The 25272-nt window shown below is 63.6% G+C and carries 28 protein-coding genes; 19 read left to right on the forward strand and 9 right to left on the reverse strand.

All coding sequences use genetic code 11. The features are described from left to right. Positions 1–130: 130 nt before the first annotated feature. The 3 genes from ABE493_RS00005 (at position 131) to ABE493_RS00015 (ending at position 2991) form a co-directional block, all read left to right on the forward strand. Positions 131–1648, forward strand: a complete 1518-nt coding sequence (locus tag ABE493_RS00005) for a fumarate hydratase (RefSeq protein WP_346496058.1) — start codon at positions 131–133, stop codon at positions 1646–1648. An 81-nt stretch (positions 1649–1729) separates the two neighbouring features. Continuing rightward, positions 1730–2050, forward strand: coding sequence for a hypothetical protein (locus tag ABE493_RS00010; protein WP_346496059.1), 321 nt, complete (start codon positions 1730–1732; stop codon positions 2048–2050). A 305-nt stretch (positions 2051–2355) separates the two neighbouring features. Next, positions 2356–2991: a glutathione S-transferase family protein gene (locus ABE493_RS00015; RefSeq protein ID WP_346496061.1), complete on the forward strand. Its 636-nt coding sequence runs from the start codon at positions 2356–2358 to the stop codon at positions 2989–2991. A 79-nt stretch (positions 2992–3070) separates the two neighbouring features. Here the strand turns inward: ABE493_RS00015 and ABE493_RS00020 are convergent, their stop codons facing one another. Beyond that, entirely contained in the window at positions 3071–4180 is a 1110-nt protein-coding gene (locus tag ABE493_RS00020) for a sterol desaturase family protein (RefSeq protein ID WP_346496063.1), read from the reverse strand. A gap of 169 nt (positions 4181–4349) precedes the next feature. Between ABE493_RS00020 and ABE493_RS00025 the strand changes: the two genes are divergently transcribed. Beyond that, the gene (locus ABE493_RS00025) at positions 4350–4883 is read left to right on the forward strand and encodes a DsbA family protein (protein WP_346496065.1); all 534 of its coding nucleotides are present in this window, start codon (positions 4350–4352) and stop codon (positions 4881–4883) included. A 54-nt stretch (positions 4884–4937) separates the two neighbouring features. On the opposite strand, the gene arsC is transcribed toward ABE493_RS00025, so the two are convergent. From arsC to ABE493_RS00040, 3 genes are all read right to left on the reverse strand, one after another. Next, positions 4938–5288 (reverse strand): arsenate reductase (glutaredoxin), encoded by a 351-nt coding sequence (arsC, locus tag ABE493_RS00030; RefSeq protein ID WP_346496067.1) that lies wholly within the window; start codon positions 5286–5288, stop codon positions 4938–4940. A 3-nt stretch (positions 5289–5291) separates the two neighbouring features. Continuing rightward, on the reverse strand, positions 5292–6431 hold the full coding sequence (locus ABE493_RS00035; RefSeq protein WP_346496069.1) for a phospholipase A: 1140 nt from the start codon (positions 6429–6431) through the stop codon (positions 5292–5294). Positions 6432–6554: 123 nt separating this feature from the next. After that, positions 6555–7040, reverse strand: coding sequence for a DUF456 domain-containing protein (locus tag ABE493_RS00040; RefSeq protein WP_346496071.1), 486 nt, complete (start codon positions 7038–7040; stop codon positions 6555–6557). A 232-nt stretch (positions 7041–7272) separates the two neighbouring features. Here ABE493_RS00040 and ABE493_RS00045 point away from each other — a divergent pair, with 232 nt between their 5' ends. After that, positions 7273–7482 carry a cold-shock protein gene (locus ABE493_RS00045; protein WP_054658958.1) on the forward strand — a complete coding sequence of 70 codons (210 nt, stop codon included), beginning with the start codon at positions 7273–7275 and terminating at the stop codon, positions 7480–7482. 69 nt (positions 7483–7551) lie between these two features. Here the strand turns inward: ABE493_RS00045 and ABE493_RS00050 are convergent, their stop codons facing one another. Together ABE493_RS00050 and ABE493_RS00055 are read right to left on the reverse strand one after the other, a co-directional pair. Beyond that, positions 7552–8040: a glycine zipper 2TM domain-containing protein gene (locus tag ABE493_RS00050; RefSeq protein ID WP_346496074.1), complete on the reverse strand. Its 489-nt coding sequence runs from the start codon at positions 8038–8040 to the stop codon at positions 7552–7554. 132 nt (positions 8041–8172) lie between these two features. Continuing rightward, positions 8173–8610, reverse strand: coding sequence for a cytochrome c (locus ABE493_RS00055; RefSeq protein WP_346496076.1), 438 nt, complete (start codon positions 8608–8610; stop codon positions 8173–8175). Between the two features lie 149 nt (positions 8611–8759). Between ABE493_RS00055 and ABE493_RS00060 the strand changes: the two genes are divergently transcribed. Continuing rightward, a complete protein-coding gene (locus ABE493_RS00060; RefSeq protein WP_346496078.1) occupies positions 8760–9551 on the forward strand; it encodes a tRNA threonylcarbamoyladenosine dehydratase in 792 nt (263 codons plus the stop codon). A 168-nt stretch (positions 9552–9719) separates the two neighbouring features. Here the strand turns inward: ABE493_RS00060 and ABE493_RS00065 are convergent, their stop codons facing one another. Further along, positions 9720–10484: a TatD family hydrolase gene (locus ABE493_RS00065; protein ID WP_346496080.1), complete on the reverse strand. Its 765-nt coding sequence runs from the start codon at positions 10482–10484 to the stop codon at positions 9720–9722. Between the two features lie 3 nt (positions 10485–10487). Next, positions 10488–10709 carry a DUF6116 family protein gene (locus tag ABE493_RS00070; protein ID WP_346496082.1) on the reverse strand — a complete coding sequence of 74 codons (222 nt, stop codon included), beginning with the start codon at positions 10707–10709 and terminating at the stop codon, positions 10488–10490. Between the two features lie 177 nt (positions 10710–10886). Between ABE493_RS00070 and ABE493_RS00075 the strand changes: the two genes are divergently transcribed. The 4 genes from ABE493_RS00075 (at position 10887) to ABE493_RS00090 (ending at position 15627) form a co-directional block, all read left to right on the forward strand. After that, the gene (locus ABE493_RS00075; RefSeq protein ID WP_346496084.1) at positions 10887–11720 is read left to right on the forward strand and encodes a glycine zipper 2TM domain-containing protein; all 834 of its coding nucleotides are present in this window, start codon (positions 10887–10889) and stop codon (positions 11718–11720) included. A 321-nt stretch (positions 11721–12041) separates the two neighbouring features. Further along, positions 12042–12578 (forward strand): GNAT family N-acetyltransferase, encoded by a 537-nt coding sequence (locus tag ABE493_RS00080; RefSeq protein ID WP_346496086.1) that lies wholly within the window; start codon positions 12042–12044, stop codon positions 12576–12578. Positions 12579–12673: 95 nt separating this feature from the next. Next, positions 12674–13297, forward strand: coding sequence for a glutathione S-transferase family protein (locus ABE493_RS00085; protein ID WP_346496088.1), 624 nt, complete (start codon positions 12674–12676; stop codon positions 13295–13297). 59 nt (positions 13298–13356) lie between these two features. Next, the gene (locus ABE493_RS00090) at positions 13357–15627 is read left to right on the forward strand and encodes a thiamine pyrophosphate-dependent enzyme (RefSeq protein ID WP_346496090.1); all 2271 of its coding nucleotides are present in this window, start codon (positions 13357–13359) and stop codon (positions 15625–15627) included. A gap of 339 nt (positions 15628–15966) precedes the next feature. On the opposite strand, the gene ppsA is transcribed toward ABE493_RS00090, so the two are convergent. Continuing rightward, entirely contained in the window at positions 15967–18342 is a 2376-nt protein-coding gene (ppsA, locus tag ABE493_RS00095) for a phosphoenolpyruvate synthase (RefSeq protein ID WP_346496092.1), read from the reverse strand. Positions 18343–18539: 197 nt separating this feature from the next. Here ppsA and ppsR point away from each other — a divergent pair, with 197 nt between their 5' ends. The 9 genes from ppsR to ABE493_RS00140 all read left to right on the forward strand — a co-directional run bounded on the left by ppsR (position 18540) and on the right by ABE493_RS00140 (position 25242). Further along, entirely contained in the window at positions 18540–19361 is an 822-nt protein-coding gene (gene ppsR / locus ABE493_RS00100; protein WP_346496093.1) for a posphoenolpyruvate synthetase regulatory kinase/phosphorylase PpsR, read from the forward strand. Positions 19362–19865: 504 nt separating this feature from the next. Then, positions 19866–20372 (forward strand): DUF1249 domain-containing protein, encoded by a 507-nt coding sequence (locus tag ABE493_RS00105; RefSeq protein ID WP_346496095.1) that lies wholly within the window; start codon positions 19866–19868, stop codon positions 20370–20372. Between the two features lie 54 nt (positions 20373–20426). Next, the gene (locus ABE493_RS00110) at positions 20427–20915 is read left to right on the forward strand and encodes an NUDIX hydrolase (RefSeq protein WP_346496097.1); all 489 of its coding nucleotides are present in this window, start codon (positions 20427–20429) and stop codon (positions 20913–20915) included. Positions 20916–21131: 216 nt separating this feature from the next. Further along, positions 21132–21746, forward strand: coding sequence for a CDP-alcohol phosphatidyltransferase family protein (locus ABE493_RS00115; RefSeq protein WP_057628346.1), 615 nt, complete (start codon positions 21132–21134; stop codon positions 21744–21746). Positions 21747–21799: 53 nt separating this feature from the next. Further along, positions 21800–22969: a class III poly(R)-hydroxyalkanoic acid synthase subunit PhaE gene (gene phaE / locus ABE493_RS00120; RefSeq protein WP_346496099.1), complete on the forward strand. Its 1170-nt coding sequence runs from the start codon at positions 21800–21802 to the stop codon at positions 22967–22969. Beyond that, positions 22966–24033 carry a class III poly(R)-hydroxyalkanoic acid synthase subunit PhaC gene (locus ABE493_RS00125; RefSeq protein ID WP_346496101.1) on the forward strand — a complete coding sequence of 356 codons (1068 nt, stop codon included), beginning with the start codon at positions 22966–22968 and terminating at the stop codon, positions 24031–24033. The genes phaE and ABE493_RS00125 overlap by 4 nt, the downstream gene beginning before the upstream one ends. After that, positions 24030–24404, forward strand: a complete 375-nt coding sequence (locus ABE493_RS00130) for a DUF5329 domain-containing protein (protein WP_346496103.1) — start codon at positions 24030–24032, stop codon at positions 24402–24404. The genes ABE493_RS00125 and ABE493_RS00130 overlap by 4 nt, the downstream gene beginning before the upstream one ends. Positions 24405–24459: 55 nt before the next feature. Next, on the forward strand, positions 24460–24894 hold the full coding sequence (locus tag ABE493_RS00135; RefSeq protein WP_346496105.1) for a hypothetical protein: 435 nt from the start codon (positions 24460–24462) through the stop codon (positions 24892–24894). 132 nt (positions 24895–25026) lie between these two features. After that, complete coding sequence (locus ABE493_RS00140) at positions 25027–25242, forward strand: hypothetical protein (protein ID WP_062166038.1); 216 nt, start codon at positions 25027–25029, stop codon at positions 25240–25242. The last annotated feature ends 30 nt before the right edge of the window (positions 25243–25272 follow it).

The following is a 25272-nucleotide window of genomic DNA, read 5'->3' on the forward strand; positions in this document are numbered from 1 at the left end:
GGGCATCTGTCCGTCCACTGGCTTCGCGGCTGACGCCGCTCCTACAACCAAGGGCGGGCAGCGCTGCAGCGCGCCAAGGCGTAAAATGGGCGGCTGAACCCCCGCCAGCCTTCAGCAAGCGAGCAAGCCCGTGACATCGATCAAGCAGGAAGACCTCATCCAGTCCGTCGCCGACGCGCTGCAGTACATCTCGTACTACCACCCGGCCGACTACATCAAGAATCTCTCTGCCGCCTATGAGCGCGAAGAGTCGCCGGCGGCCAAAGAGGCCATCGCACAGATCCTGATCAACTCGCGCATGTGCGCCGAAGGCCACCGGCCGATCTGCCAGGACACCGGCATCGTCACCGTGTTCCTGGAAATCGGCATGAACGTGCGTTGGGACGACGCCACCATGGGCGTGGAGGACATGGCCAATGAAGGCATCCGCCGCGCCTACGCCTACCCGGACAACAAGCTGCGCGCCTCGGTGCTGGCTGACCCGGCCGGCAAGCGCACCAATACCAAGGACAACACCCCGGGCGTGGTCAACGTCAAGGTCGTGCCGGGCAATACGGTCGACGTGATTGTTGCCGCCAAGGGCGGTGGTTCCGAGGCCAAGAGCAAGTTCGCCATGCTCAACCCGTCCGATTCCATCGTTGATTGGGTGCTCAAGACCGTGCCGACCATGGGCGCTGGCTGGTGCCCGCCGGGCATGCTCGGTATCGGCATCGGCGGCACCGCCGAGAAGGCGATGCTGCTGGCCAAGGAATCGCTGATGGAGCCGATCGACATCACCGATCTGCAGGCCCGTGGCGCCTCCAACCGTGCCGAAGAGCTGCGCCTGGAGCTGTACGAAAAGGTCAACGCCTTGGGCATCGGCGCACAGGGCCTGGGTGGCCTGACCACGGTGCTCGACATCAAGGTCAAGGATTTCCCGACCCACGCCGCCAACCTGCCGGTTGCGATGATCCCGAACTGCGCTGCCACCCGCCATGCCCACTTCACCCTGGACGGCAGCGGCCCGGTGATGCTGGACCCGCCGTCGCTGGAAGACTGGCCCAAGCTGACCTACGACTCGTCCAAGGGCACCCGCGTCGACCTGGACAATATCACCCCGGAAGAAGTGGCTGCATGGAAGCCGGGCCAGACCCTGCTGCTCAACGGCAAGCTGCTGACCGGTCGCGACGCCGCGCACAAGCGCATGGTCGAGATGCTCAACAACGGTGAGCAGTTGCCGGTGGATCTGAAGGGTCGCTTCATCTACTACGTCGGCCCGGTCGATCCGGTGCGTGACGAAGTGGTGGGCCCGGCCGGCCCGACCACGGCTACCCGCATGGACAAGTTCACCCGCCAGATTCTGGAGCAGACCGGCCTGCTGGGCATGGTCGGCAAGGCCGAACGCGGCCCGGCTGCGATCGAGGCGATCCGTGACAACAAGTCGGCGTATCTGATGGCCGTGGGTGGTTCGGCCTACCTGGTGTCCAAGGCGATCAAGGCCTCCAAGGTGGTTGGCTTCGCTGACCTCGGCATGGAAGCAATCTACGAGTTCACCGTGCAGGACATGCCGGTGACCGTTGCGGTGGATTCCACCGGCGAGTCGGTGCACAAGACTGGCCCGCGCGAATGGCAGGCGCGTATCGGCAAGATTCCGGTGATCGTGGAATAAGCCAGCACATTCCTCGACGAGGGATGGCAATGAGACAGCCCGGGCGTATGCTCGGGCTGTTTTCATTTCGGGATAGCGGACATGCATACACGGATGTGGGCAGGCTTGGCAGCTGTACTGCTGGCGATGGCTGGCTGTTCCAGCGGAGGTGGCTGGCGCGAGCCGCCGCGCAATGACCCCGCCGCCTGCGTGAGTTATTGCCAGACCACCTACCAGCGCTGCACGGCGAATCCGGGCAACTACGGCGACTGCGGTGAGGCGAACAAAAACAACCAATGCGACAAGATCAGCAATCCTGAACTCCGCGGCGCCTGCCAGACCTCACAGGCGTTCTGCCAGAACCGCTCGGCCGCGTCGGTATGCGGTGATCGTCTGAACAGTTGCATGGCCAGCTGCAACTGAATCCGAGGATTCAAGTCGCTGCTGCGTAGAGCAGAGCCTGTGTCCCCCGCAGCATGGTCGATACGGCCCCTGCCGAGCATGGCTCGGCACTACCTGCTCCCTCCCTTTGCCGCAGGCAAGGGGAGGGTTGGGGAGGGGTGCTTTCGGCCTTAGCTGCTGTTGTTGCTTCACTGGCTTTGCGGCTTGCTTAACTCCTGCAGCTTGGTCGATACGGCCCCTGCCGAGCATGGCTCGGCACTACCTGTTCTCCCAGCCGCCGAAACGGCGCGGTTAGAATGCCGCTTCACTCGCCGGGAAATCAGCGCATGTCAGTTGTCCTGTATGGATCGCAAAGTACCGCTTCATTGGTCGTGCATTGGTTGTTGATCGAACTCGGTATCGAGCACGAACTGCGGCAGTTGGATTTCGAACGCGATGAGCAGAAATCGCCGGCGTTCCTGGCGATCAATCCGGCCGGTCGCGTGCCGGCGCTGATCATCGATGGCCAGGTGTTGACGGAGTCTGCTGCCATTGCCATGCAGTTGGCCGACCTGTACCCGCAAGCCGGTTTCGCGCCTGCGACAGCCAGCCGTGCGCGCGGCGATTACTACCGCTGGATCTGCTTCTGTGTGTACACGCTGATGCCGGCGTATCGCAGCTGGTTCTACCCGGACGAACCGGCCGGGCCGGCAAGCGCGGCCGAGGTCAAGCAGCGTGCCCGCGTACAACTGGAAACGGCGTGGCAGCGGGCGGCCGACCACCTCGCGGCGCATGGCCCCTACATGCTCGGTGAACAACTGTCGGTGGTGGATTTCATGCTGACCATGTTGATGCGCTGGAGCCGCAACATGCCACGCCCGACCGACAGCTGGCCGGTGCTCGCTGCGCATGCCGCCCGCATGAAGGCGCGGCCCGCGTTTGCCGAGGTGTACCGGCGTGAGGGAATCAACGACTGGTTGTGAGCATGCGCAGCGGTTGCCTGCATGCAAGCCGAGCTTCGCGGCGTGCGCCGCTCCTTCAAAAAGCGGAAGCCGGGACGATTCAATCCACGTGATCGTCGAACTTGCGCCCGCCCTGGAATGGCATCAAGTGTTGTTTGACGATGCCGTTGGGCACGGTTTCCAGCTTCATGACGCCGTATTCCTGCGGCCACTGCGCCTGATCGCGCGGTAGCTTGAAGGTGCCCATCAGCATGTCCACCAGCGGCAGGTGGATGGCGTAGTTGACGTCGATGTAGTCCTGCTGCCGCGCATGATGCCAGTGGTGATAACGCGGCAGCACCAGCAGGTATTCGAGCCAGCCGAAGCGGATGCCCAGATTGGCGTGGGCCAACACAGCCTGCAGGCCAACCAGGATCACATAGGCGTTTACCGCCGGGGTCGAGAAACCCAGGATCAGCAAGGGCAGCAGCACCGCGCTGCGGGTCAGTACGATCTCGACGAAATGCACGCGTGAGCCGGCCAGCCAGTCCATGTGCCGGCTGGAATGATGCACCGCGTGGAAGCGCCAGAGCCAGGGGATGTTGTGGTAAGTGCGATGCAGCAGCGCCTGCGCCATATCCGCTACGAAAACCGCAATCAGGAACTGGGCCCAGACCGGCAGCGATTGGATGGCCTGTTTCAGCGAGGGAAAGGCGGCCAACCCGGCAATCGTCGAGGTGGAGGCGGTGACCAGGATCAGGATGAACTGCACCAGCACGTGGCTCATGAAGAAGTAGGCCACGTCGGTGCGCCAGCCCGGCCGCAGCGGCGACAGTTCGCGTTTGCCGAGGTAGCGCTCCAGCGGCACGAACACCAGCGCCGAGAAGAACAGCGACAGCACGAACCAGTCCAGCCCCAGCGAGTAAGGTGTCTGCCCGATGGCATCGAACTGCACGTTGCTGCCGCCGAGCAGGACCGCCAGCGTGGCGCTGCCAACCCCGAGGGTGGCGATGCGTTTGTTGCGATCACGCAGGATCGCCAGCGTACCCATGATGAAGGCGGTGGCCAGGCCGATCAGCAGCAGGTGGCGGGCAAACTGTTCGTTGTAGACCGCGCGGAATTCCCGGCTGGTCAGCAGCTCGGGAAAGTGGAAGCAGGCAACCGCAAGCAGGCTCAGTACCCCGAGCAGCGCAGAACCATAGGCAAAGAATGAGCGGCGGGTACGGGCCATTGTGGACTTCCTGTCGTATAGCGGCCGATTCTGCCTGCGTCCGCTGAATGGTGGAAGTGGGGCGGTGCTGCACTTCACGCGGGCTGGGCAGCCCCGGCGTTAGGCTTGCAGGCAGTGGGCATGCGCTGGGCGTCAGGCCGGCATGCCGGGATTTGTCTGGAGTTGATGGATGAGCGGATTGAGCGTTCCGGTAAGTGCGAATGACCATGTCCAGGGGCGGTTGGATGCAGCCGTGGTGTTGGTGGAATACGCCGACTACCAATGCCCTTATTGCGGCGAGGCGTTCTCGCTGGTCCAGCGTTTGCAGCAGCGCTTCGGCGAGCAGCTATGCCTGGTGTTCCGCAACTTTCCGCTGGTGCAGTCGCACCCGCAGGCGCTGCCAGCGGCGATCACTGCCGAGTACGCCGCTGCCCACGGCAAGTTCTGGGAGGCGCACGATGCGCTGTTCCGCAGCCAGCAGCAGCTGGGCGAGGTGGTGTACCGCGAGTTGATGCGGGAGCTGGGCCTGCCTGAGGAAGGCCTGGCGGCGGCGATGGATGACAACCACAACCTGGCACGCATCCAGAGCGATATCGAGAGCGGCGTGCGCAGTGGGGTGACCGGTACGCCGGCGTTCTTCATCAACGGCCAGTTGTTCCAGCCGCGGCAGAGTTTTGAAGAACTCTACGATGCGATCGTGCAGGCCATTGCCGGAAAGCAATGAGTGGCCCTGCCGCAGCGGGTGCTGCGGCAAGGCGCTGGTTTGCGTCCCGCTGCTTCAGCTGATCAGTGCGAGCACGGTTTCCGGTGGCCGGCATAACGCTGTGCCTTTTGCGGTACGTACGATGGGGCGGTTGATCAGGGCAGGGTGCCGGCTCATCGCCTCGATCAGCGCGGCCTCGTCATCGAGTTTGCTGGCCAGGCCCAGTTCCGAGTAAGCGGCCTCCTTGCTGCGCAGCAGGTCACGCGCAGGCATGCCCATGGCATCGAGCAGCTCACGCAGCTGCGCCGGGGAGGGCGGCGTGTCCAGGTAGTTGATCACCTCGGTCTCGACGCCCGCCTCCTGCAACAAGGCCAGAGCGCCGCGCGAATTGGAACAGCGGTTGTTGTGCCAGATGGTCGCCTGCATGGCTTAGAACCACTCCAGCAGCGAGACGCCGACGCCGATGTAGGTGGCACGGTGGTTGTAGTCGATCATGCTCTCGCCGTAGCCATCAAATACCTGCACATGGCCGCGCAACAGGTTGTTGATCGGGAAGCCGTAGTCCATCTGCAGCGAGCCATGCGCGCGGTCGCCGCTGCGCAGTGAGTGGCGGCCGGTGATGGCCAGCTCGTGACCATTGCGGTTGTAGACCAGGGTGGCGTCGCCGCGGCCCATGTAATCCTCGATATCGGGATTGTTGTCGTCGCGCCGCCCTTCCGGGATGCGGTACCAGGGCCGCAGCATGATGGCCCAGTTTTCGCGGTCCAGGCCAACATTCATCACCACCCGGTTCCAGCTGCGCGACAGCGGGTCGCTGCGGCCATTGGACTGATGGTTGAGGCTGACGCCGGTCATGCGGCCGTTCCACCCGAACAGCGAATAGCCGTTGCGGAAGGTCAGCATCACTTCCGGCTCGTAGTTGGTCTCGCGGAAGGGGCGCGACAGCTCACTGTTGTAAGACTGCCAGCGCGAGCTCTGGGTATAGCCCACCCAGATGTCGCCGTTGTCGCCGAACAGGTTCTCGGCCACCTTGGTCTTGAAGCTGAGCTGGAACTTCAGCTCGGTGCTGTCCAGTTGTTCGGACTCGGTGACCGTGTTGTTGGGGTTGGGCGAATGCGGCATTTCATTCGGCTTGCTGCTCCAGAACGCGGGCAGCAGGTACACCGGCTTGTAGGCGCGCAGCTGGTACAGGCCCAGCTTGGAGTCCTTGGCCAGCTCCCAGCGGCTGTCCAGCAGCGAGCCACGGCCGGCATTGGCGGCGGCCGAGGCCAGTTCGTCATGGGCGAACAGCTCGTTGCGGCGTGGCACGGGCTCGTCCAGTTCCTTGGCGGTGGCCTTGGCCTCCTTGCGCGCCTGCTGGGCTGCAGCGGCGGCGGCATCGGCGGCGCGGGTGTCCGGCGCGGTGCGGCCGAGCGCGTTGTCATAGCAGGCCAGGCGGGCGACATCGGTCTCCAGTGCGAAGCAGGCCTGTGGCGAAGCTGGGGTCGTCAACGACTCCTGGGCGTAGATGGAGGCGCTGGCGCCGCTCAGGATGAGCAGCAAGGCAGCAGGAAGGGCTCGGGTATGCATAGGTTCCATCCGGTCGCGGTGGGGTGGCCGGGCCAGGGCAATCACGGGGTGTGGCCCATCGGCGTCAGTGACAAGCTTTGGATTGTCGGTGATTCGCCTGTCCAGAGGGAGTCAAGGCGCCATTCAGAAAAACCACGCCAGGGCGAATACGCCCACCATGGTGATGGCCAGGCCGAGCTTGAGTGCAACGCCCAGGACGATGCCCAGCCAGGTGCCGAAGCCGACCTTGGTGGCCTGGCCAAGCTGGCGGCCGTGCAGGTATTCGCCGGCCAGCGCGCCAATGAACGGGCCCACGAACAGGCCGATGGGCATGAAGAACAGGCCCGCAACGGTGCCGATGGCCGAGCCGATCAGGGCCAGCTTGCTGGCGCCGACCTTCTTGGCGCCGGCAATCGTGGAAATCACGTCCACGACAATGGAAATGACCGTGAGCACGCCCAGTACCACCAGCGGCAGCCAGCCAACCCGGTTGAAGCCGTCACCCCAGGCCGCCAGCAGCAGGCCGACGAAAACCAGCGGTACCCCTGGCAGCGCGGGCAGGATGATGCCGGCTATGCCGACCAGGACCAGCAGGGCGCCGACCAGGTAGAAGATGAATGAATAGTCCATATGTATTCTGAAGGGGGTCCAATAGGGGTTGACTTTAGCTTGTTACGCGGTGTTGCAATTTGATTTGGCCCGAGTTAAGTTGCAGCCGCTGAGCTTGGCAAGGTCACCGTGAATCGTGGCCTGATGGGTAGATCTAAGGATTTGCTACATCGTTGCACCTCGCTTCCTCCTTGCAACCAGCCGCCTTACCGGGCGTAACCATCAAACGAGAGAGTTACAGGGAGTTGTCGAGATGTCTGATCGCGAAACCGGTACCGTCAAGTGGTTCAACGACGCCAAGGGCTTCGGCTTCATCAGCCGTGAAAATGGTGAGGACGTGTTTGTACACTTCCGCGCCATCCAGACCCAGGGCTTCAAAAGTCTGAAGGAAGGCCAGCAGGTCACCTTCACCGTCGTGCAGGGCCAGAAGGGCCTGCAGGCTGACGCCGTACAACCGGTCTGATCCGGCCGGCCGTCCAGCCAAAAAAAGGCCCGCGCAAGCGGGCCTTTTTTCAAGCATGACGCTGGCAGCTCAGCGGATCACCACGCGGCCATTGACCACGCGCACATAGGTGTTCTCGCGGATGCCGCCCAGGTCCTTCTGGTTGACCACGATCACGCGGCCATCGTCCATGCGCACCTGGATGTCATAGGAGTTGCCGGTGACGTTCTGCTGGATCTTGTTACCGGCCAGGGCACCACCCACGGCACCCGCGACGGAGGCGATGTTCTGGTTGCCCTTGCTGCCGCCGGTCTTGTCGGAGATTTCATGGCCGGCTACAGCGCCGACGATGCCACCCAGAATCGCGCCGGTTGCACTGGGTGCGGTGCGGCCCGAAGCGACGGTGTCGATGCGGGTAACGATGCCGCAATCGGTGCAACGGTTCTGGTTGTAGTTACCGTTGTTGTTGCTGCCGTAGTTGCCACCATTGTTGTAGCTGCCACCGTAACCGGGCGACGTGGCGCAACCGGCCAGCGCCAGACTGGCAATTGCGCCTGCAGCGATCAGTTGGATCTTCATGGTGTCTCTCCTTGCCAGATGGGGAATTGGGTACACGTGCGTGACCTGCGGCGAAGATCGTGCGGTTTTACATGTGAATGGAGGGCCAATCAGGTGTGAAGACCATGCTTACCTAGTTGAAGCAGTGCTTACTTACTTGAAATCCTGATGGCAGGACTTGCAGTCGCTGCCGATTTTTTGCACCGCAGCAGCCAGCGCTGCGCAATCTGCCGGTGGTTTGGCAAGCGCGTCATTCAAGGTGGCACGGAAGCGGCTGGCGTGTTGCTGGAAGCGCTCGTCATCACGCAGGCCGGGGAAGGCGGTTTCCAGATCGTTGGCCAGGGCGCGCAGGGTCTGCAGGCGCGGCGTGGTGTCGGCGACGCTGCAGCGGTTCTGCTTCTGGCTCTCGCCGAGCAGCTGGGCCTGCTTGGCCATCACCGTCATCAGGCTGTCCGGGAAATGATCCTGGCGGGCCTGCAGGGCGCGCATGCCCATCACCGTGGCGATCACACCGATCAACAGGCCGGCGATCAGGACGAACAGATAGCGCGAAGCGGTGGAGGGTTTACGAACGGGTGCGGGGTCGGACATTGCGTTGGCTCCGGGCTACATGGCAAAGGGCGGCGACTGGCCCCCATTATGCAGGGCCCCAGGCGATAACCGCGTCATGATGGCGGCAACGCGGTTGAGCCCGCTGGCAGCGGCTCGCGGCGGAGCGGGGCAGGCCGTAAAATGCGCCGATGAAAGAAGAATTGCGTGAGCGCTTTGCCGGCATCGACCGGCTTTACGGGGCAGGTAGCATTGCCCACCTGAGCGGTTGCAAGGTCGCCGTGGTCGGGATGGGCGGGGTGGGCTCGTGGGTAGTGGAGGCATTGGTACGCTCGGCCGTCGGCCAGCTCTGCCTGATCGACGCCGATGACATCTGTGTTTCCAATACCAACCGCCAGTTGCCGGCGATGGCCGGGCAGTACGGGCGCAACAAGGCCTTGGCGATGACCGAGCGCTGCCGTGCGATCAACCCGGATGTGCAGGTCGAGGCGGTGGAGGCCTTCCTGACCACCGGCAACATGGCCGAGTTGCTGGACCGTGGCTTCGACCTGGTGATCGATGCCTGCGACAGCTTCCGGGTGAAGGTGGAAACCATTGCCTGGTGCCGGCGCCGCAAGCTGCCGCTGATCACCGTCGGCGCGGCTGGCGGGCGTACCGATCCGACCCTGGTGCGGGTGCGTGATGTGTCGCGTACCGAGCACGACGCGATGATGGCGTTGATCCGCAAGAAGCTGCGCAGTGATTTCAATTTCCCGAAGAACGCGCAGCGCTACTTTGGCGTGCCGGCGATTTATTCACTGGAAAATGTGAAGTACCCGCAGGCCGATGGCAGTGTCTGCGGCCTGCGGCCAAACCTGGGCCCGGACGAGGCCCTGAAGCTGGATTGCGGCGGCGGCCTGGGCGCAGCCACCCACATCACCGGCGCGTTTGCGTTCGTGGCGGTAGGCAAGGCGTTGGAGATGCTGCTCAAGAAGCGCGCATAGAAAATGTGATTGCGTTTGGATTGTAGGAGCGGCGTCAGCCGCGAAGCCGGCGATCTATCCGCCAAGCGAAGGCCGGTAACCCCAGGGATGCTGCAATTCCATAACTGCGGTGGGCTGAGCCACTACGAGCTTCGCGGCTGACGCCGCTCCTACAAGCGGCGGGCGACACTACTGCAGCTTGAACAGCTGCTTCGCATTGGCCGTGGTCTGCGCGGCGATTTCCGCTGCAGCTTGTTGGCGCAACTCGGCAACAGTTTCGAGAATCTGCCGCAGCCGTGCCGGCTCGTTGCGCTGGCCGCGGATGCCGGCGTCCGGCTGGTCCGGGGCGTCGGTTTCCAGCAGCAGGAACTCCAGCGGCATCTTGCTGACCAGGCCGCGCAGCCGGTTGGCGCGCGGATAGGTGAGCGGGCCGCCCAGGCCGATCATGAAACCCAGGTCCCACAGCTGCCGGGCCTGCTCGGGGCTGCCGGAGAAGCTGTGCACCACGCCACTGAGCTTGCCGACCCGGCGGATGCGTTGGATCACTTCGTCCAGCGCGCGCCGGGCATGCACGATCAGCGGCAGCTGCATCTCGCGGGCGAGTTCAAGCTGGGCCTGGAAGTACAGGCGCTGCTCGGCCGGGTCGAGATTGTCGACGAAGAAATCCAGCCCGCATTCGCCGATGGCGCAGGGCGTCTCACGCTGCACCCAGTCGCGCAGCTGTTGCAGGTGTTCGGGACGGTGTTCGGGCAGAAACATCGGGTGCAGGCCGTAGGCCGGATGCAGGCCAGGCTGCGCCATGCAGACCTCGCGCAACTTGGGCCAGCCGGCGGCGGTCACCGCCGGTACGATCTGCACACCCACGCCGGCAGCGCCGGCGCGGCTGATCACCGCCTCGCGATCGCGGTCGAACTCAGCGGCATCCAGATGGCAATGGCTGTCGACCAGCAGCACGGCTCAACGCTTGCCCGGCAGGATCGGTGGTTCGACCGGGTCTTTGCGTCGCTTCCAGTTGGCAAGCAGCAAGGTGCTGAGGCCAAACAGGATCTCATCGACAAACGGAATCGGGTCAGGCAACAGCATGCTGATGACGAACAACGCACCGGTCAGCTTGAACAGCGTGGGGTAGCGCAGCTTGCGGGCCCATACCAGAAACGGCGACAACATCATGCTCGACATGGCATATCCAGATGGAGAGGGAACCAGCCAGCCCCACAGGATCCGGGCCAGCAGGGCGAATATTGCGACGAGTTGAATGATTTCGATAGGGAGGTGACAGAAATACTGGCCTCTGTTCAGCTAGCTCATGCTGGAATTCACCCAAGACAAACGCGGTCAGCCGCACGGAGACAGATCATGAAGAGCACAACCACGACCGTTTTGGTTGCCGCCGGCGCGTTGCTGGTTGGTGGCATCGCCACCGCCGCCTTCATGCAGGGCCGCGACAAGAGCAGCACTGCGCCATTGGCCGAGAGCGCCCGCCCGATGCTGGACACCTCGCCGCAGGTGGACGACGCTGCCCTCACCGGCAAGGTGGAAACCCCGGCCGAGCCGCAGTTGCAGTACGCCGACGTGCTCAAGGTTGCACCGGTGACGCAGAAGGAGCGCGTTTACGGCACGGTCACCGGCAGTGACCCGATCCGCGAAAGCTCCACCACCAGCACCCCGCATGAAGTCTGCGAGGACGTGGTGGTGCAGGAGCGTCTGCCCGAGCGCGACGGCAATGTTGGCGGCACCGTCGCGGGTGCCCTGATCGGCGGCCTGCTCGGCAACCAAGTCGGTGGCGGCAATGGCAAGAAGGCCGCAACTGCTGCCGGTGCCGTGGCCGGCGGCGTGATCGGCAACCAGGTCGACAAGCGCCACGTCGGTGGCCGCGTGGTCAACCGAACCGAGCGCCAGTGCCACACCGAGCAGCGTACGGCCGAGTCCAGCCGCATCACCGGCTACAACGTCAGCTACCGCAAGCCCGATGGCAGCACCGGCACGATGCGCATGGACAGCCGTCCGGGTGAGCGCGTATCGCTGGGCAATGCCAACCAGACCGTCGGTTACGATGTGACCTACCGTTATGAAGGTGCCGAGAAGACCGTGCGCATGCAGGACAAGCCGGCCAGCGATCGCCTGCCGGTGATCAATGGTCAGCTGGTGACGCAGACCGCGGCAATGGCGCCGGCGGACAACCGCCAGTAAGCCACGCTGCTGATTGATTTCAACGAAGGCCGGCGCAAGCCGGCCTTCTGGGTTGTTGGGCTACAGGGCTGGTGGCGGATTTATTGTTTGTGGGAGCGGCGTAAGCCGCGAAGCACGCATCCCATCAAGCGCGGCGGGTGGCCCGGTAGTGAGCGGGCAATGTCAGCTTCGCGGCTTACGCCGCTCCCACAAACAAGTGGCAGTGAGTTGGCCCAGGAAGATGCAGCGCTCCTCCCCGGTTACCGTCGGCCGTGGGTTTGACCCTTTCGGCGGCTCAGCGCAAGCTCGGCGTCTTCGTGATCCTGTTCCATTGGAGTGCCGATGAGCATTTTTGATCTTCAACTGGAAACCGAGCGCCTGTTGCTGCGGCCACCGACTGCAGCGGATTTCGACGCGTTCGCCACGTTCTGTTCCGACCCGGTGACCATGCAGCATCTGGGCGGCGTGCAGGTGCCCTCGGTGGCGTGGCGCAGCCTGGCGGCGCTGACCGGTAGCTGGCAGCTGCTCGGCTATTCGATGTTCTCGGTGATCGAAAAAAGCAGCGGGCGCTGGGTTGGCCGGGTCGGGCCCTGGCAGCCGCATGGGTGGCCGGGGACAGAAGTGGGTTGGGGCATCGCTTCGGAATTCTGGGGGCGCGGTTACGCGCCCGAGGCGGCGCGGGCGAGCATGGATTGGGCATTCGATGCGCTGGGTTGGCAGGAAGTGATTCATACGATCGTTCCGGCCAACGTCAACTCGGTAGCGGTGGCGCGCAAGCTTGGTGCGGAGCTGCTGCGCCAGGCGCGGCTGCCGGCACCGGCCGATATCGAGGTGGATGTGTGGGGGCAATCCCGGCAGGCGTGGATGGCGCGCCGCTGAGCGGGGTTTTTGCTGCGGTCGCAGCTTTACCGGAGCACCCGTGATCCGTTCAGATGGACGCTGTCGTCTGCCAGTCGGTAGCGGGGAGTGGATCGGTGAGCGTTACGGGTGCGGGGTTGCGGGTGTACGGCATGTCCACGTCGGGCAACTGCCATAAAGTCAGGTTGCTGCTGGAGCAGTTGGGCACGCGCTACGACTGGGTCGAGGTGAACAGTGCGCAAGGCCAGACCCGCACCCCCGAATTCCTCGCACTCAATCCCAACGGAAAAGTGCCGCTGGTGCAGCGCTCCGACGGGCGGGTGCTGGCCGAATCCAATGCCATCCTGTTCTGGCTGGCCGAAGGCACGCCGTTCCTGCCGGCCGATGGTTGGCAGCGGGCGCAGGCGCTGTCATGGATGTTCTTCGAACAATACAGTCACGAACCCTATATCGCCGTCGCCCGCTTTATCAGCATCTGGACGCCTGCCGACTCGGCGCGCCGCGATGAACTGCCCGGCCTGCGCGAGCGTGGCCATGCTGCCCTGGCGGTGATGGAACGCCACCTGCAGAACAATCCCTGGTTTACCGGCCCCGACTATGGCGTGGCCGATATCGCCTTGTTTGCCTATACCGCGGTCGCCGAAGACGGTGGCATCGGCCTGGCGCCGTATCCGGCCATCCAGCGCTGGCTGCAGGCGGTGCAGGCCCAGCCCGGCTTCCTGCCGATACTCGCCGCGTGACCATCCTTGCTTGACGCCTGATTCCGTCCCATCACTTGTTTGCTGTGGAGCCTGTCTGCATGTTTGCTCGTGTACCGAATCCCATCCCGGCCCGTATGAAGGGCTTGAACCGCGCCGAGATCTGCGACACCAATTTCATTGAATTCGTCAGTGCGCTGGCGCCGGGCCCGGACCAGGGCCCGCAGCCGGCGGCGCCGGTTCTGCCCGGGAGTGCATTGGATGCGCAGGGCTTCCGTGAAGTGTTCGAGTCGCAGCTGATAAGCCGACATCTGGATTTGATGGCGCGCGTGTTGCGGGTGCAGAACAAGGTCTTCTACACGATTGGCTCGTCCGGCCACGAAGGCAATGCGATGGTGGCGCGGGCTGCGCGGCACACCGATCCGGCCTTCCTGCATTACCGTTCTGGCGGCTTCATGGCCGAGCGTTTCCGCAAGTTGCCGGGCATGGACCCGGTGATGGATTCGGCACTGTCATTTGCGGCCAGCAAGGATGACCCGGCCAGCGGCGGCCGCCATAAGGTATGGGGCAGCAAGCCGTTGTGGGTGCTGCCGCAGACCTCGACCATCGCCTCGCACCTGCCCAAGGCGCTGGGCACGGCGATGGCCATTGAAGCCGGCAAACGGCTGGGGCAGGGCCTGCCGATTCCCGATGACAGCATCACCATCTGTTCCTTCGGCGATGCCTCGGCCAACCACGCTACCGCGCAGACCGCATTCAATGCCGCAGCCTGGAGCAGCTTCCAGAAGCTGCCGGCGCCGGTGCTGTTCGTCTGCGAGGACAATGGCATCGGTATTTCGGTAAAGACGCCTGCGGGCTGGATTGGTGAAAGCTTCCGGCAGCGGCCGGGGCTGGACTACTTCCAGGCCGACGGTCTGGATCTGGCCACGGGCTACGCCGACGTACAGCGCGCCGTGGAGCATTGCCGGCGTACGCGGCGGCCAACCTTCCTGCATCTGCGCACCACGCGCTTGATGGGCCATGCCGGCACCGATTTCGAGATCGAATGGCGGGCCCTGGAGGAACTGTGCGCGGTGGAAGCGGGCGATCCGCTGCTGCGCTCGGCGCAGATCGCGATCGAGTCGGGTCTGATGGACAAAACCGAGGTGCTGGCCTTGTACGAGCACACCCGCCAACGCTGCTTCGCCGCCGCCGAGGACGCCGACAAGCGCCCGCGTCTGACCGAGTTGCAGGATGTGATTGGACCGTTGGCGCCGTATACGCCGGACAAGGTGCAGGCCGAGGCGACCCGTGCGGACCATGCCGAGCGCCGTCTGCAGGTGTTCGGCAGTGAGGCCGGCCTGCCGGAGAATCAACCGGCCAAACATCTGGCCGTACAGATCAACCAGGCGCTGCACGATCTGTTCGCCAAGTATCCGGAGACCCTGCTGTTCGGCGAGGATGTGGCGCAGAAAGGCGGCGTGTACACGGTTACCAAGGGGCTGCAGAAGGCCTTCGGTCCGCGCCGGGTGTTCAATACCCTGCTCGACGAAACCATGATCCTGGGCATGGCCCAGGGCTTTGCCAACATGGGCATGTTGCCGCTGCCGGAAATCCAGTACCTGGCCTATCTGCACAACGCCATCGATCAGGTGCGCGGCGAGGCCTGCTCGCTGCAGTTCTTCTCCAATGACCAATACCGCAACCCGATGCTGATCCGCATCGCCGGGCTGGGGTACCAGAAGGGCTTTGGCGGGCATTTCCACAATGACAACTCGATCACCGCCATCCGCGATATTCCCGGGTTGGTGGTCGGCTGCCCGTCGCGCGGCGATGACGCCGCGGCAATGCTGCGTACGCTCGCCGCCCTTGCCAAGGTGGATGGGCGGGTCAGCGTGTTCCTTGAGCCGATCGCGTTGTACATGACCAAGGACCTTTACACCGCCGGTGATGGGCAGTGGTTGTTCCCGTACCCGGCGCCGGATCAGGCCTTGGTGCTGGGCGAAGGCCGGGTCTATGGCGAGGGTAATGACGACCTGCTGATCATCAGTTATGGGAATGGCGTGCCGATGGCGCTGCGCGCGACCAAGGCCATCGAGCAGCAGCATGGCTGGAAGGTACGGGTGGTGGACCTGCGCTGGCTGGTGCCGCTCAATGCCAGCTATATCGCCGCACAGGCCAAGGGGGCCAAGCGCATCATCGTGCTCGACGAAGGCCGCCACAGCGCCGGGGTGGGCGAGGGTGTGATCACTGCATTGGTGGAGGCCGGGCTTGCGCAGGTGCCGCTGCGGCGGGTAACCGGCGTGGACACCTTTACGCCTCTGGCCGGTGCAGCCTTGCTGGTGTTGCCGGGTGATGCCGATGTGGTGGCTGCAGCGGCGGAGCTGGTGTGAGCAGCTAGCACCCGATTGTAGGGGTGGCATTGGTTTGCAGCAGCGGCATTTGTTTGTAGGAGCGGCGTGAGCCGCGAAGCTGGCAATGCTGAAATCACCGGCATGCCTGTGACCTGATTGATCTGTGGCTTCGCGGCTTACGCCGCTCCTACAGCTCTGCCCCCTCCCTTTTGCGCAGCAAAGGGGAGGGTTGGGGAGGGGTTGGCTTTTGCGGTCTTCAGGCACTACCAGCTTCGCGGCTTATGCCGCTCCCACAAAAGCAGCCAAAATCGTCGTCGCCTTGCAGAAAAACAAAACCCCGCCAAGGCGGGGTTTTGTCGTCATGCATCAACAGCTCGATCAGCTATTGGCTTTCAGCTTGGCCAGGCGCAGCCAGGTGTCGACCACGGTGTCCGGGTTCAACGACACCGACTCGATGCCTTCCTGCATCAGCCATTCGGCCAGATCCGGGTGATCGGACGGGCCCTGGCCGCAGATGCCGACGTACTTGCCCTTGGCACGCGCGCTCTTGATCGCCATCGAGAGCAGCTTCTTGACTGCCGGGTTCCGCTCGTCGAACAGGTGCGCGACGATCGAGGAATCGCGGTCCAGGCCCAGGGTCAGCTGGGTCAGATCGTTGGAGCCGATCGAGAAGCCGTCGAAGATTTCCAGGAACTCATCAGCCAGCAGTGCGTTGGACGGCACTTCGCACATCATGATGATCTTCAGGCCGTTCTCGCCCTGCTTCAGGCCGTTGGCAGCGAGCACCTCGACGACCTTGCGGCCTTCTTCCAGGGTGCGAACGAACGGGATCATCACCCACAGGTTGTCCAGGCCCATTTCGTTGCGCACGCGCAACACAGCCTGGCATTCCAGTGCGAACGCCTTGGAGAAGCTCGGGTCAACGTAACGGCTGGCGCCGCGGAAGCCGATCATCGGGTTCTCCTCGTGCGGCTCGTAGTTGTTGCCGCCGATCAGGTTGGCGTACTCGTTGGACTTGAAGTCCGACAGGCGCACGATCACCGGGTTCGGTGCAACCGAGGCGGTCAGGGTGGCGATGCCTTCGGCCAGACGGTCCACGTAGAAGCTCACCGGGTCTTTGTAGCCGGCAATCTTCTCGTCGATCTTCTTCTTGGTGGCGGCATCCTGACGGTCGTATTCCAGCAGCGCATTCGGGTGAATGCCGATGTGGCTGGCGATGATCATTTCCAGACGGGCCAGGCCGATGCCGGCGTTCGGCAGCTGGCCGAAGTCGAAGGCACGTTCCGGGTTGGCCACGTTCATCATGATCTTCAACGGTGCCGGCGGCATGTTGCCCAGATCGGTGGTGGTGCGGTCGAAGGCCAGCTTGCCGGCGTAGATGAAGCCGGTGTCGCCTTCGGCGCAGCTGACGGTGACTTCCTGGCCGTCCTGGATCAGCTGGGTAGCGTTGCCCGAGCCGACCACGGCCGGCACGCCCAGCTCACGCGCGATGATCGCGGCGTGGCAGGTGCGGCCACCACGGTTGGTGACGATCGCCGACGCGCGCTTCATCACCGGCTCCCAATCGGGGTCGGTCATGTCGGCGACCAGAACGTCTCCAGGCTGCACGCGGGCCATGTCTTCCAGCGACTTGACCACGCGGGCCACGCCAGCGCCGATCTTGGCGCCAACTGCGCGCCCTTCGGCAATCACTTCACCCTTTTCCTGCAGCGCATAGCGCTCGATCTGGGTGGCCTTGGCGCGCGACTTCACGGTTTCCGGGCGGGCCTGGACGATGAACAGCTTGCCGCTGACGCCGTCCTTGGCCCACTCGATATCCATCGGGCGGCCGTAATGCTTTTCGATGACCAGCGCCTGCTTGGACAGTTCCTGCACGTCCTCATCGCTGATCGAGAAGGTGTTGCGCTGCTCGGCCGGGGTGTCTTCGATCTTGACGCGCTCGCCCGGGACGTCCGAATAGACCATGCGGATGGCCTTGGAACCCAGCGAACGGCGCAGGATGGCCGGCTTGCCGGCATGCAGGCTGGGCTTGTAGACGTAGAACTCGTCAGGATTGACCGCGCCCTGCACGACCATCTCGCCCAGGCCGACCGAGGAGGTGACGAACACCACGTCGCGGAAGCCGGACTCGGTGTCCAGGGTGAACAGCACGCCGGAGGAGCCTACGCCCGAACGCACCATCAGCTGCACGCCGGCGGACAGGAACACGTCTTCGTGCTTGAAGCCGTGGTGCACGCGGTAGGCGATGGCGCGGTCGTTGTACAACGAGGCGAACACTTCCTTGACCTTGTGCACGACGTCGTCGGCACCGGTGACATTGAGGAAGGTTTCCTGCTGGCCGGCGAACGAGGCGTCCGGCAGATCTTCGGCGGTCGCCGAGGAGCGCACGGCTACGGCGATATCGCCGCCACCGTTCTCTGCGCTCAGCTTTTCGTAAGCGGCGCGGATGTCCTGGTCCAGCTGTGGCTGCAGCGGGGCGTCGATCACCCAGTTGCGGATTTCCTTGCCGGCAACGGTCAGGGCGGCGACATCTTCCACGTCCAGCGTGGCCAGCTTGTCGAAAATGCGCTTGGACAGGTCGTTATGGGCAATGAAGTCCTTGAACGCCTCGGAGGTGGTTGCATAACCACCGGGGACAGACACCCCAAGACCGGCAAGGTTGCCGATCATCTCCCCGAGCGAGGAGTTCTTGCCACCTACGCGGGCCAGATCGGCCAAGCGCAGCTCATGCAACCACAGGATATTCTCGTTCAAGCGCGATGCTCCGTTGAGGCCATCGCCCGTGGCGGGCTTGGGATGGCCACGTCCGTAGGAAGAAGCCAATATGATGCAGTGCACACCGAAGCCGCACAAGCTTGTGACAATACTTTGTCTTGTGCTTGTCTTTTCCGGGACAGGCTAGGCCATCACGCTTGACCTGTGGTCAGGATCACATTCTGAAGGGAGCTCTCATGACGGCAATCCGGCCGGTTTTCTATGTTTCTGACGGTACCGGCATCACCGCCGAAACCGTAGGTCACAGCCTGTTGACCCAGTTCAATGGCTTCAGTTTCGTTACTGATCGCATGTCTTTCGTGGACGATGCCGACAAGGCGCATGAGGCGGCGGCGCGTATCCGCGCTGCTGGCGAGCGCTACCAGGTGCGCCCGATCGTGGTCAGTTCCTGCGTGGATTCCAGCCTGGGGATGATTCTGGAGGAGAGCGGGGCGCTGGTATTGGATGTCTTTGCCCCATTCATCGGGCCATTGGAGCAGGAACTGAGCTCCGCCCGGCACTCCAAGGTGGGCCAGGCGCATGGCATGGTCGACTTCGAAACCTACCACCGGCGCATCAATGCGATGAATTTCGCGCTGAGTCACGACGACGGCATCGCGGTGAACTACGACGAGGCCGATGTGGTGCTGGTGGCGGTATCGCGCGCCGGCAAGACCCCGACCTGCATCTATCTGGCGCTGCATTACGGCATCCGCGCGGCCAACTACCCGTTGACCGAGGAGGATCTGGAGCAGGACCGCCTGCCGCCGCGTCTGCGCCCGTATCGCAACAAGTTGTTCGGCTTGACCATCGATCCGGAACGCCTGCAGCAGATCCGCCAGGAGCGGCGCCCCAATTCCCGCTATGCAAGCTTCGAGACCTGCAAGCGCGAAGTCACCGCGGCCGAAACCATGTTCCGCATGGAGCGCATTCCAACGCTGAGCACCACCCACACCTCGATCGAAGAGATTTCCAGCAAGGTGCTGAGCACCTTGAGCCTTCAGCGCGAGATGTTCTAAGCAAAGATCACCGGTAGTGCCGAGCCATGCTCGGCAGCGGCATTACCGGTAAACCCAGATTGGCCTTGGATTTTCCTTGTGGGAGCGGCGTAAGCCGCGAAGCTGATGGTTCAACGGGATTGCAGCTGGTCCTGCGGCTTCACTGACGCAGGCTTCGCGGCTTACGTCGCTCCTGCAATGACCTTGGGTCACCGGTAGTGCCGAGCCATGCTCGGCAGAGGCGTTACCGGCAAACCCAGGTTGGCCTTAGGATTTGCTTTGTGGGAGCGGCGTAAGCCGCGAAGCTGATGGTTCTCGGGATTTGCAGCTGGCCCAGCGGCTTCATTGACGCAGGCTTCGCGGCTTATGGTGCTCCTGCAATGCTCTTGGGTCATTGGTAGAGGCCTTGCCGAGCATGGCTCGGCACTACAACGGTCATTGGTAGAGCCCCTGCCGAGCATGGCTCGGCACTACAACGGATCGTCGTTGCTGCGCCCGACACCTCCCGGCGTGTACGATCAGCCAATGGCAGGCGCACTTTCCCGCATCGATCGCATCCCCAGGCTCAGCCGGCTGAGCTGGTTGATGGGCTTGTATGCGGAAAACCACGATCACCTGATGCGGCTGTTCGCACCGGACCGGCTGCATGTAGGCAGCCACCTGTCCAGCATCGGTGATGGCCTGGATCTGCGCCTGGACGTGATCGAATGCCACCGCTACACGGTGGAGCTGCGTTTGACCTATGACCTGTGCGACCCGGTCACCGGTGAGCCCGACCCTTCAGCGTTCGTGCGCCTGTACCGCGACGCACGCCAGGCCGAAACCACGCATTGCTACGTGGGCCGGCGCTGGCAGGACGTGATGGGCATGTACCCGCCGCCGGAAGCGCTGATCAGCCATCGCATGCGCATGAACACCTTCCTTGGGAAATGGCTGGAATATCTGGCCGAACGCGGCCACAGCGTGGCCACGCTGCGACGGGTGGACGATACCGTGGTGCCGATGCGGCGCATGGACGTGCTGCCAGGCTGAGGCCTGCGCCGCGCATCGGTCATACTGCGTGCCCCTCTGGTTCCGGTTGTCGCTATGCCGTACACCCCGATTATGGCCACGCTCGGCTACGTACTGTCTGCCGACGGCAGCAAGGCCTTGATGATCCACCGCAACACCCGCCCCGGTGATATGCACCTGGGCAAGTACAACGGGCTGGGCGGCAAGATGGAAACCGACGAGGACATCCTTGCCTGCATGCATCGCGAGATCCGTGAAGAGGCCGGCATCGAGTGCGGCACCACCCGTCTGCGCGGCAGCATCAGCTGGCCGGGCTTCGGCAAGAACGGCGAGGACTGGTTCGCCTTCATCTTCGTCATCGATGACTACACCGGCACGCCGATGGAAACCAACCCGGAAGGCACGCTGGAATGGGTTGCAGTGGATCAGCTCGAATCCCTGCCGCTGTGGGAAGGCGACCGGCACTTCCTGCCGCTGGTGTTCGACCAGGATCCACGGCCGTTCCATGGGGTGATGCCGTACCGCGACGGGCGCATGCAATCGTGGTGCTATACGCGCCTGTAATGCCTGGGTGCGGGTGGCGGCAGGCTATGTGCCTGCCGCGCTGCGGCATCCCCGCAGTGGCGGTTGGGAGCCATCGTGTGTGAACGGGGGTGCGCCCGCCAAGCCGGCCGGTGACCTCAGGGGCGGGCGGGTAGCCTTCGGCGGCCCTGGCGCCTGTACTGTCCAGCATTCAGCTGCTCGCGGTACCCTGTGCGGGTCAATGCACCGTGAGTTCCCATGAAACGCCATTTCTCGATGCTCCGTGAGTTCCAGCTTGCGGATTGGTTCACCCTCGGCAACGCGTTCTGCGGCACCGGCGCGGTGTTCGCGGCGATGCGCTTCCTGCAGGACGGCCAGCGCGGCTTTTTGATGTTTGGCATGGCGCTGATTCCACTGGCCTTCATTTTCGATGCGCTCGATGGGCGGGTTGCGCGCTGGCGGCAATCTTCATCGACGCTGGGCCGCGAGCTGGATTCGCTGGCCGACATCATTTCCTTTGGCGTGGCGCCGGCGGCGCTGGCGTATGCCTGTGGCATGCAGGGCGGTTGGGACTGGCTGATCCTGAGTTATTTCGTGTGCTGCGGCGTCAGCCGCCTGGCGCGCTACAACGTGACCGCCGAAGAGATCGCCGGCGAATCGGACAAGGTGCCGTACTTCGAAGGCACGCCCATTCCCACCAGCCTGGCGCTGGTGATCGTGCTGGCCCTGGCTGCCCATTTCAACGCGATCGGCCCGGCGCTATGGGGCGGCAGCTGGCAACTGGGCCCGTGGCAGCTGCATCCGCTGGTCCTGCTGTTTGCGCTGTCCGGCTCGCTGATGATCAGCAAGACCCTGCGCATTCCCAAGCCCTGACGCCGGCAGGCCGGCCGCATTGCTATCATCGCCGGGTATTCGGGGAGTAGACGATGGCGGCGCCAGGCAACAACGACAATGCGGATTTTGAAGCCAGCATGCGCGGCTATTGGGATGCGTGGTCACAGTCCATGCAAGGCCCGGCTGCGGCAGCAGGCGCGGACTTCCCCTGGCGCGAGAGCATCGCGCAGTGGACCCGCCTGGTAAGCACCGACACTCCCCCCGAAGTACAGGCACTGGGGGCGCGTTTCCAGCACCAGGCCGGCGATTGGCTGGGCATGATGCAGCAGGTTGCCGCGCGCTTTGCCGGCCGTGACACCTCGGCGGCGGAAGTGGCCGGGGCTTGGCGGGAAGCAGTGCAGGCAGGGCAGGGTGAGGATCTGCTGCAGTGGATGTTGGGTGCCGCACGCGGCGGTAATGCCCTGAACGATCAGCCCTGGCTGCGTGAGTTCGCCAAAGCTGCGCAGAGTGGCTTTGGTGGCGCCGATTGGTTGAACGCGCCTGCCTTCGGGCCGGCCCGCGAGCATCAGGCGCGTTGGCAGGCACTGCTGAAAACCCAGCAGGAATACCAAGCCCGTGCAGAAGCCTATGTGGATACGATCCGCGAGGTTCTGGAAGATGCATTCAAGCGTTTCGAAGCCAAGCTGGGCGAGCACGAAGTACCGGGCAGCCAGCTGACCAGTGCGCGGGCGATGTTCGATCTGTGGATCGATGCGGCCGAAGAGGCCTATGCCAAGGTGGCGCTGTCCGAGGATTTCCAGCGTATCTATGGCGAGCTGGCCAACGCGCAGATGCGTTTGCGCGCGGCCTCGCAAAGCGAGCTGGAGCGTGCCTGCGACGCCATGGGCGTTCCGACGCGAACTGAAATGGATGCCGCGCATCGTCGTATTGCCGAACTGGAACGGCAGGTTCGGCGCTTGATCGCGGCAACCCAGCCGGTCAGCGCTACCGCACAGCCGGCAGCGACGGGCAAAGCGGAAAAAGCAACAAAGGCTACAGCTGCAAAGTCGGCCGCAGCAGCTGCGGCGGGCGCTCCCCGCAAGGCGGCTGCGAAGCCAGTGAAACCAGCTCCAGGCAAGCCGTTGAAGGCAGTCGCCAAGAAGGCTGCGAAGAACGTGCCGCCCAAAGCTGCAGCGAGCAAGGCCGCAGCCAGGAAGCCAGTCGCCAGGAAGGCAGCCGTTGCAACCAAGCCGGCACCGGCGCGTCGCGGGAAAGCGAAATGAAGGGTCCGCTCGGGTTTGGCAATGACGATCTGCTGCAGGAAACCCTGCAGTGGCAGCGCAAGCTGGTTGATGGCCTGAAGCTGTTGCCCGGCGTGGAAGACGTGGATTACGGCTTCACCGAGCGCCAGGAGGTGTGGAGCGATGGCAAGGTCAAGCTTTATCGCTTCGTCAATGACCAGGCCGACACCAGCAAGCCGCCTTTGTTGATCGTCTACGCGTTGGTCAATCGTCCTTACATGGTTGACCTGCAGGACGGCCGCTCGCTGGTGCAGAAGTTGCTGGCGTTGGGCCAGGACGTTTACGTGCTGGACTGGGGATACCCGGATCGCTCCGAGCGCTTCCTGACCTTGGAGGACTATCTGCTGCGCTACATCGATGGTGCTGTTGATCACCTGCGCGCGCAGCGCGATGGTGCGCCGGTCAACCTGCTCGGCATCTGCCAGGGCGGCGTGTTCGCCCTTTGCTATGCCGCCCTGCGCCAGCACAAGGTGCAGAACCTGATCACCATGGTGACGCCGGTGGACTTCCATACCGCCGACAACATGCTCTCGCACTGGGCACGGCATGTGGATGTGGACCTGTTCGTCGATACGCTGGGTAATATCCCGGCCGACCTGATGAATGCCAGCTACCTGATGCTCAAGCCGTTCCGCTTGAACGTGCAGAAGTACGTCGGCTTGATGGACATCCTCGACGACAAGCAGGCGCTGGAAGACTTCCTGCGCATGGAGAAGTGGATCTTCGATTCACCCGATCTTGCCGGCGAGGCGTTCCGCCAGTTCGTCAAGCAGTTCTATCAAGGCAATGGGCTGATGCACGGCAGCATCCGCATTGGTGAGGAGCCGGTGGATCTGGCGCAACTGCAGATGCCCATCCTGAACATCTATGCCGAACAGGATCACCTGGTGCCGCCGGCTGCTTCGCGGGCGATGCAGGCGCAGGTGGGCAGCGCGGATTACACCGAGCTGGGTTTCCGAGGCGGCCATATCGGTATTTATGTTTCCGGGCGCGCCCAGCGCGAAGTGCCGGGCGCCATCAATGACTGGTTGAGCGAACGCACATGAGAAAACTCTGCAATCTTTTGCTCGCAGTTGCACTGGCTGCCATTGCCGCCCCGGCCAGCGCTGCACCCAGTGCCGCCACCCAGCGCGAGATCAATGGCTTGATGCAGGCCCTGGAAAGCTCGGGCTGCCGCTTCCAGCGCAATGGCACCTGGTATGAAGGTGCGGCCGCGCGTGGGCACCTGCAACGCAAGTACGACTATCTGCTCAAGCGCGACATGGTCGACAACAGCGAGCAGTTCATTGACCGTGCCGCCAGCCGCAGCAGCATGAGCGGCAAGGCCTATCGGGTTTCCTGTGCGGGCGTGCCCGAGCAGGACGCCTCGGCCTGGTTCCTGCAGCAGCTGCGGCGCCTGCGCGCGCCGGCCGGCTGATGCAGGCTGTGCCCGCCAAAGTTGTCTCGCCGGCCTGAAGCGGATGCAGCTTTCAATGCCGCCGCTGTGGCTGCGCATTCTGGGCGGTCTATGGACCTCGCCCAATACCCTGATCGGTTTGATCGCCGGCGGGCTGGGATGCGTTGCTGGCGCGCGCGCGCGGTGGAGCAGCAGCGAGTGCGCATTGGTATTCCGGCGCTGGCCTTGGGGGCCGGGCGGGGCGATCACCTTCGGCATGGTGATCCTGCACACCGGCGACGATCTGGACGGCCTGTGCCTGACCTACGAACACCGCGCTGGCCGCTGCCAACATCCGCGCGTGCGGTTGGGTGACCACGAACGTGCGCATGTCTTCCAGTACCTGGTACTGGGGCCCTTGTTCCTGCCGGTGTACCTGTTGTGCGGTGGTGTGAGCGTGCGTAATCCGTTCGAGCGCGCGGCGGACCGCTACGCGATGCTGGGCCGTGGCTGGTGGCCTACGCGCAGCTGAAAAACCTGTGATGGCGCTGTGCTGAACGCTGACATCAAACGCCAACCTTTTGTGTACAACTCTGTAACGTGTCCCCGCGTATCGTTACCCCTGTTACAGATCCAAACAGATCCAACAGGAGTACGAACCACCATGGCAATTGTTCTTTATATCGGTGGCAGCAAGGATGGCGATAAGGGTGTGTTGCCCTACGGCTTCAGCAAAACCCGCGCAGATACCGAGCATGGCCCGGAAATTTACGTCGAACGGATGATGAGCGTGAGCGGCAGAGTGCCGATGCGCGTCATGGTGCTGGAAGACCTGCGTGAGGACATCGCCAGCCAGCGGCTGAATCAGCACTTGGCCTGAGTATTCAGGCGCACGCGTCGGCGACAGGTC

This window comes from Stenotrophomonas terrae (assembly GCF_039674165.1).
In the GTDB taxonomy this organism is placed as follows: Bacteria; Pseudomonadota; Gammaproteobacteria; order Xanthomonadales; family Xanthomonadaceae; genus Stenotrophomonas; species Stenotrophomonas terrae_A.

Bases quoted from the DNA above. Each gene is read 5' to 3' on its own strand.
- ABE493_RS00010 (WP_346496059.1), top strand. From the start codon at position 1,730: ATGCATACACGGATGTGGGCAGGCTTGGCAGCTGTACTGCTGGCGATG.
- ABE493_RS00015 (WP_346496061.1), top strand. From the start codon at position 2,356: ATGTCAGTTGTCCTGTATGGATCGCAAAGTACCGCTTCATTGGTCGTG.
- ABE493_RS00020 (WP_346496063.1), bottom strand. From the start codon at position 4,180: ATGGCCCGTACCCGCCGCTCATTCTTTGCCTATGGTTCTGCGCTGCTC.
- ABE493_RS00025 (WP_346496065.1), top strand. From the start codon at position 4,350: ATGAGCGGATTGAGCGTTCCGGTAAGTGCGAATGACCATGTCCAGGGG.
- arsC (WP_346496067.1), bottom strand. From the start codon at position 5,288: ATGCAGGCGACCATCTGGCACAACAACCGCTGTTCCAATTCGCGCGGC.
- ABE493_RS00035 (WP_346496069.1), bottom strand. From the start codon at position 6,431: ATGCATACCCGAGCCCTTCCTGCTGCCTTGCTGCTCATCCTGAGCGGC.
- ABE493_RS00040 (WP_346496071.1), bottom strand. From the start codon at position 7,040: ATGGACTATTCATTCATCTTCTACCTGGTCGGCGCCCTGCTGGTCCTG.
- ABE493_RS00045 (WP_054658958.1), top strand. From the start codon at position 7,273: ATGTCTGATCGCGAAACCGGTACCGTCAAGTGGTTCAACGACGCCAAG.
- ABE493_RS00050 (WP_346496074.1), bottom strand. From the start codon at position 8,040: ATGAAGATCCAACTGATCGCTGCAGGCGCAATTGCCAGTCTGGCGCTG.
- ABE493_RS00055 (WP_346496076.1), bottom strand. From the start codon at position 8,610: ATGTCCGACCCCGCACCCGTTCGTAAACCCTCCACCGCTTCGCGCTAT.
- ABE493_RS00060 (WP_346496078.1), top strand. From the start codon at position 8,760: ATGAAAGAAGAATTGCGTGAGCGCTTTGCCGGCATCGACCGGCTTTAC.
- ABE493_RS00070 (WP_346496082.1), bottom strand. From the start codon at position 10,709: ATGTCGAGCATGATGTTGTCGCCGTTTCTGGTATGGGCCCGCAAGCTG.
- ABE493_RS00075 (WP_346496084.1), top strand. From the start codon at position 10,887: ATGAAGAGCACAACCACGACCGTTTTGGTTGCCGCCGGCGCGTTGCTG.
- ABE493_RS00080 (WP_346496086.1), top strand. From the start codon at position 12,042: ATGAGCATTTTTGATCTTCAACTGGAAACCGAGCGCCTGTTGCTGCGG.
- ABE493_RS00090 (WP_346496090.1), top strand. From the start codon at position 13,357: ATGTTTGCTCGTGTACCGAATCCCATCCCGGCCCGTATGAAGGGCTTG.
- ppsR (WP_346496093.1), top strand. From the start codon at position 18,540: ATGACGGCAATCCGGCCGGTTTTCTATGTTTCTGACGGTACCGGCATC.
- ABE493_RS00105 (WP_346496095.1), top strand. From the start codon at position 19,866: ATGGCAGGCGCACTTTCCCGCATCGATCGCATCCCCAGGCTCAGCCGG.
- ABE493_RS00110 (WP_346496097.1), top strand. From the start codon at position 20,427: ATGCCGTACACCCCGATTATGGCCACGCTCGGCTACGTACTGTCTGCC.
- ABE493_RS00115 (WP_057628346.1), top strand. From the start codon at position 21,132: ATGAAACGCCATTTCTCGATGCTCCGTGAGTTCCAGCTTGCGGATTGG.
- phaE (WP_346496099.1), top strand. From the start codon at position 21,800: ATGGCGGCGCCAGGCAACAACGACAATGCGGATTTTGAAGCCAGCATG.
- ABE493_RS00125 (WP_346496101.1), top strand. From the start codon at position 22,966: ATGAAGGGTCCGCTCGGGTTTGGCAATGACGATCTGCTGCAGGAAACC.
- ABE493_RS00130 (WP_346496103.1), top strand. From the start codon at position 24,030: ATGAGAAAACTCTGCAATCTTTTGCTCGCAGTTGCACTGGCTGCCATT.
- ABE493_RS00135 (WP_346496105.1), top strand. From the start codon at position 24,460: ATGCCGCCGCTGTGGCTGCGCATTCTGGGCGGTCTATGGACCTCGCCC.
- ABE493_RS00140 (WP_062166038.1), top strand. From the start codon at position 25,027: ATGGCAATTGTTCTTTATATCGGTGGCAGCAAGGATGGCGATAAGGGT.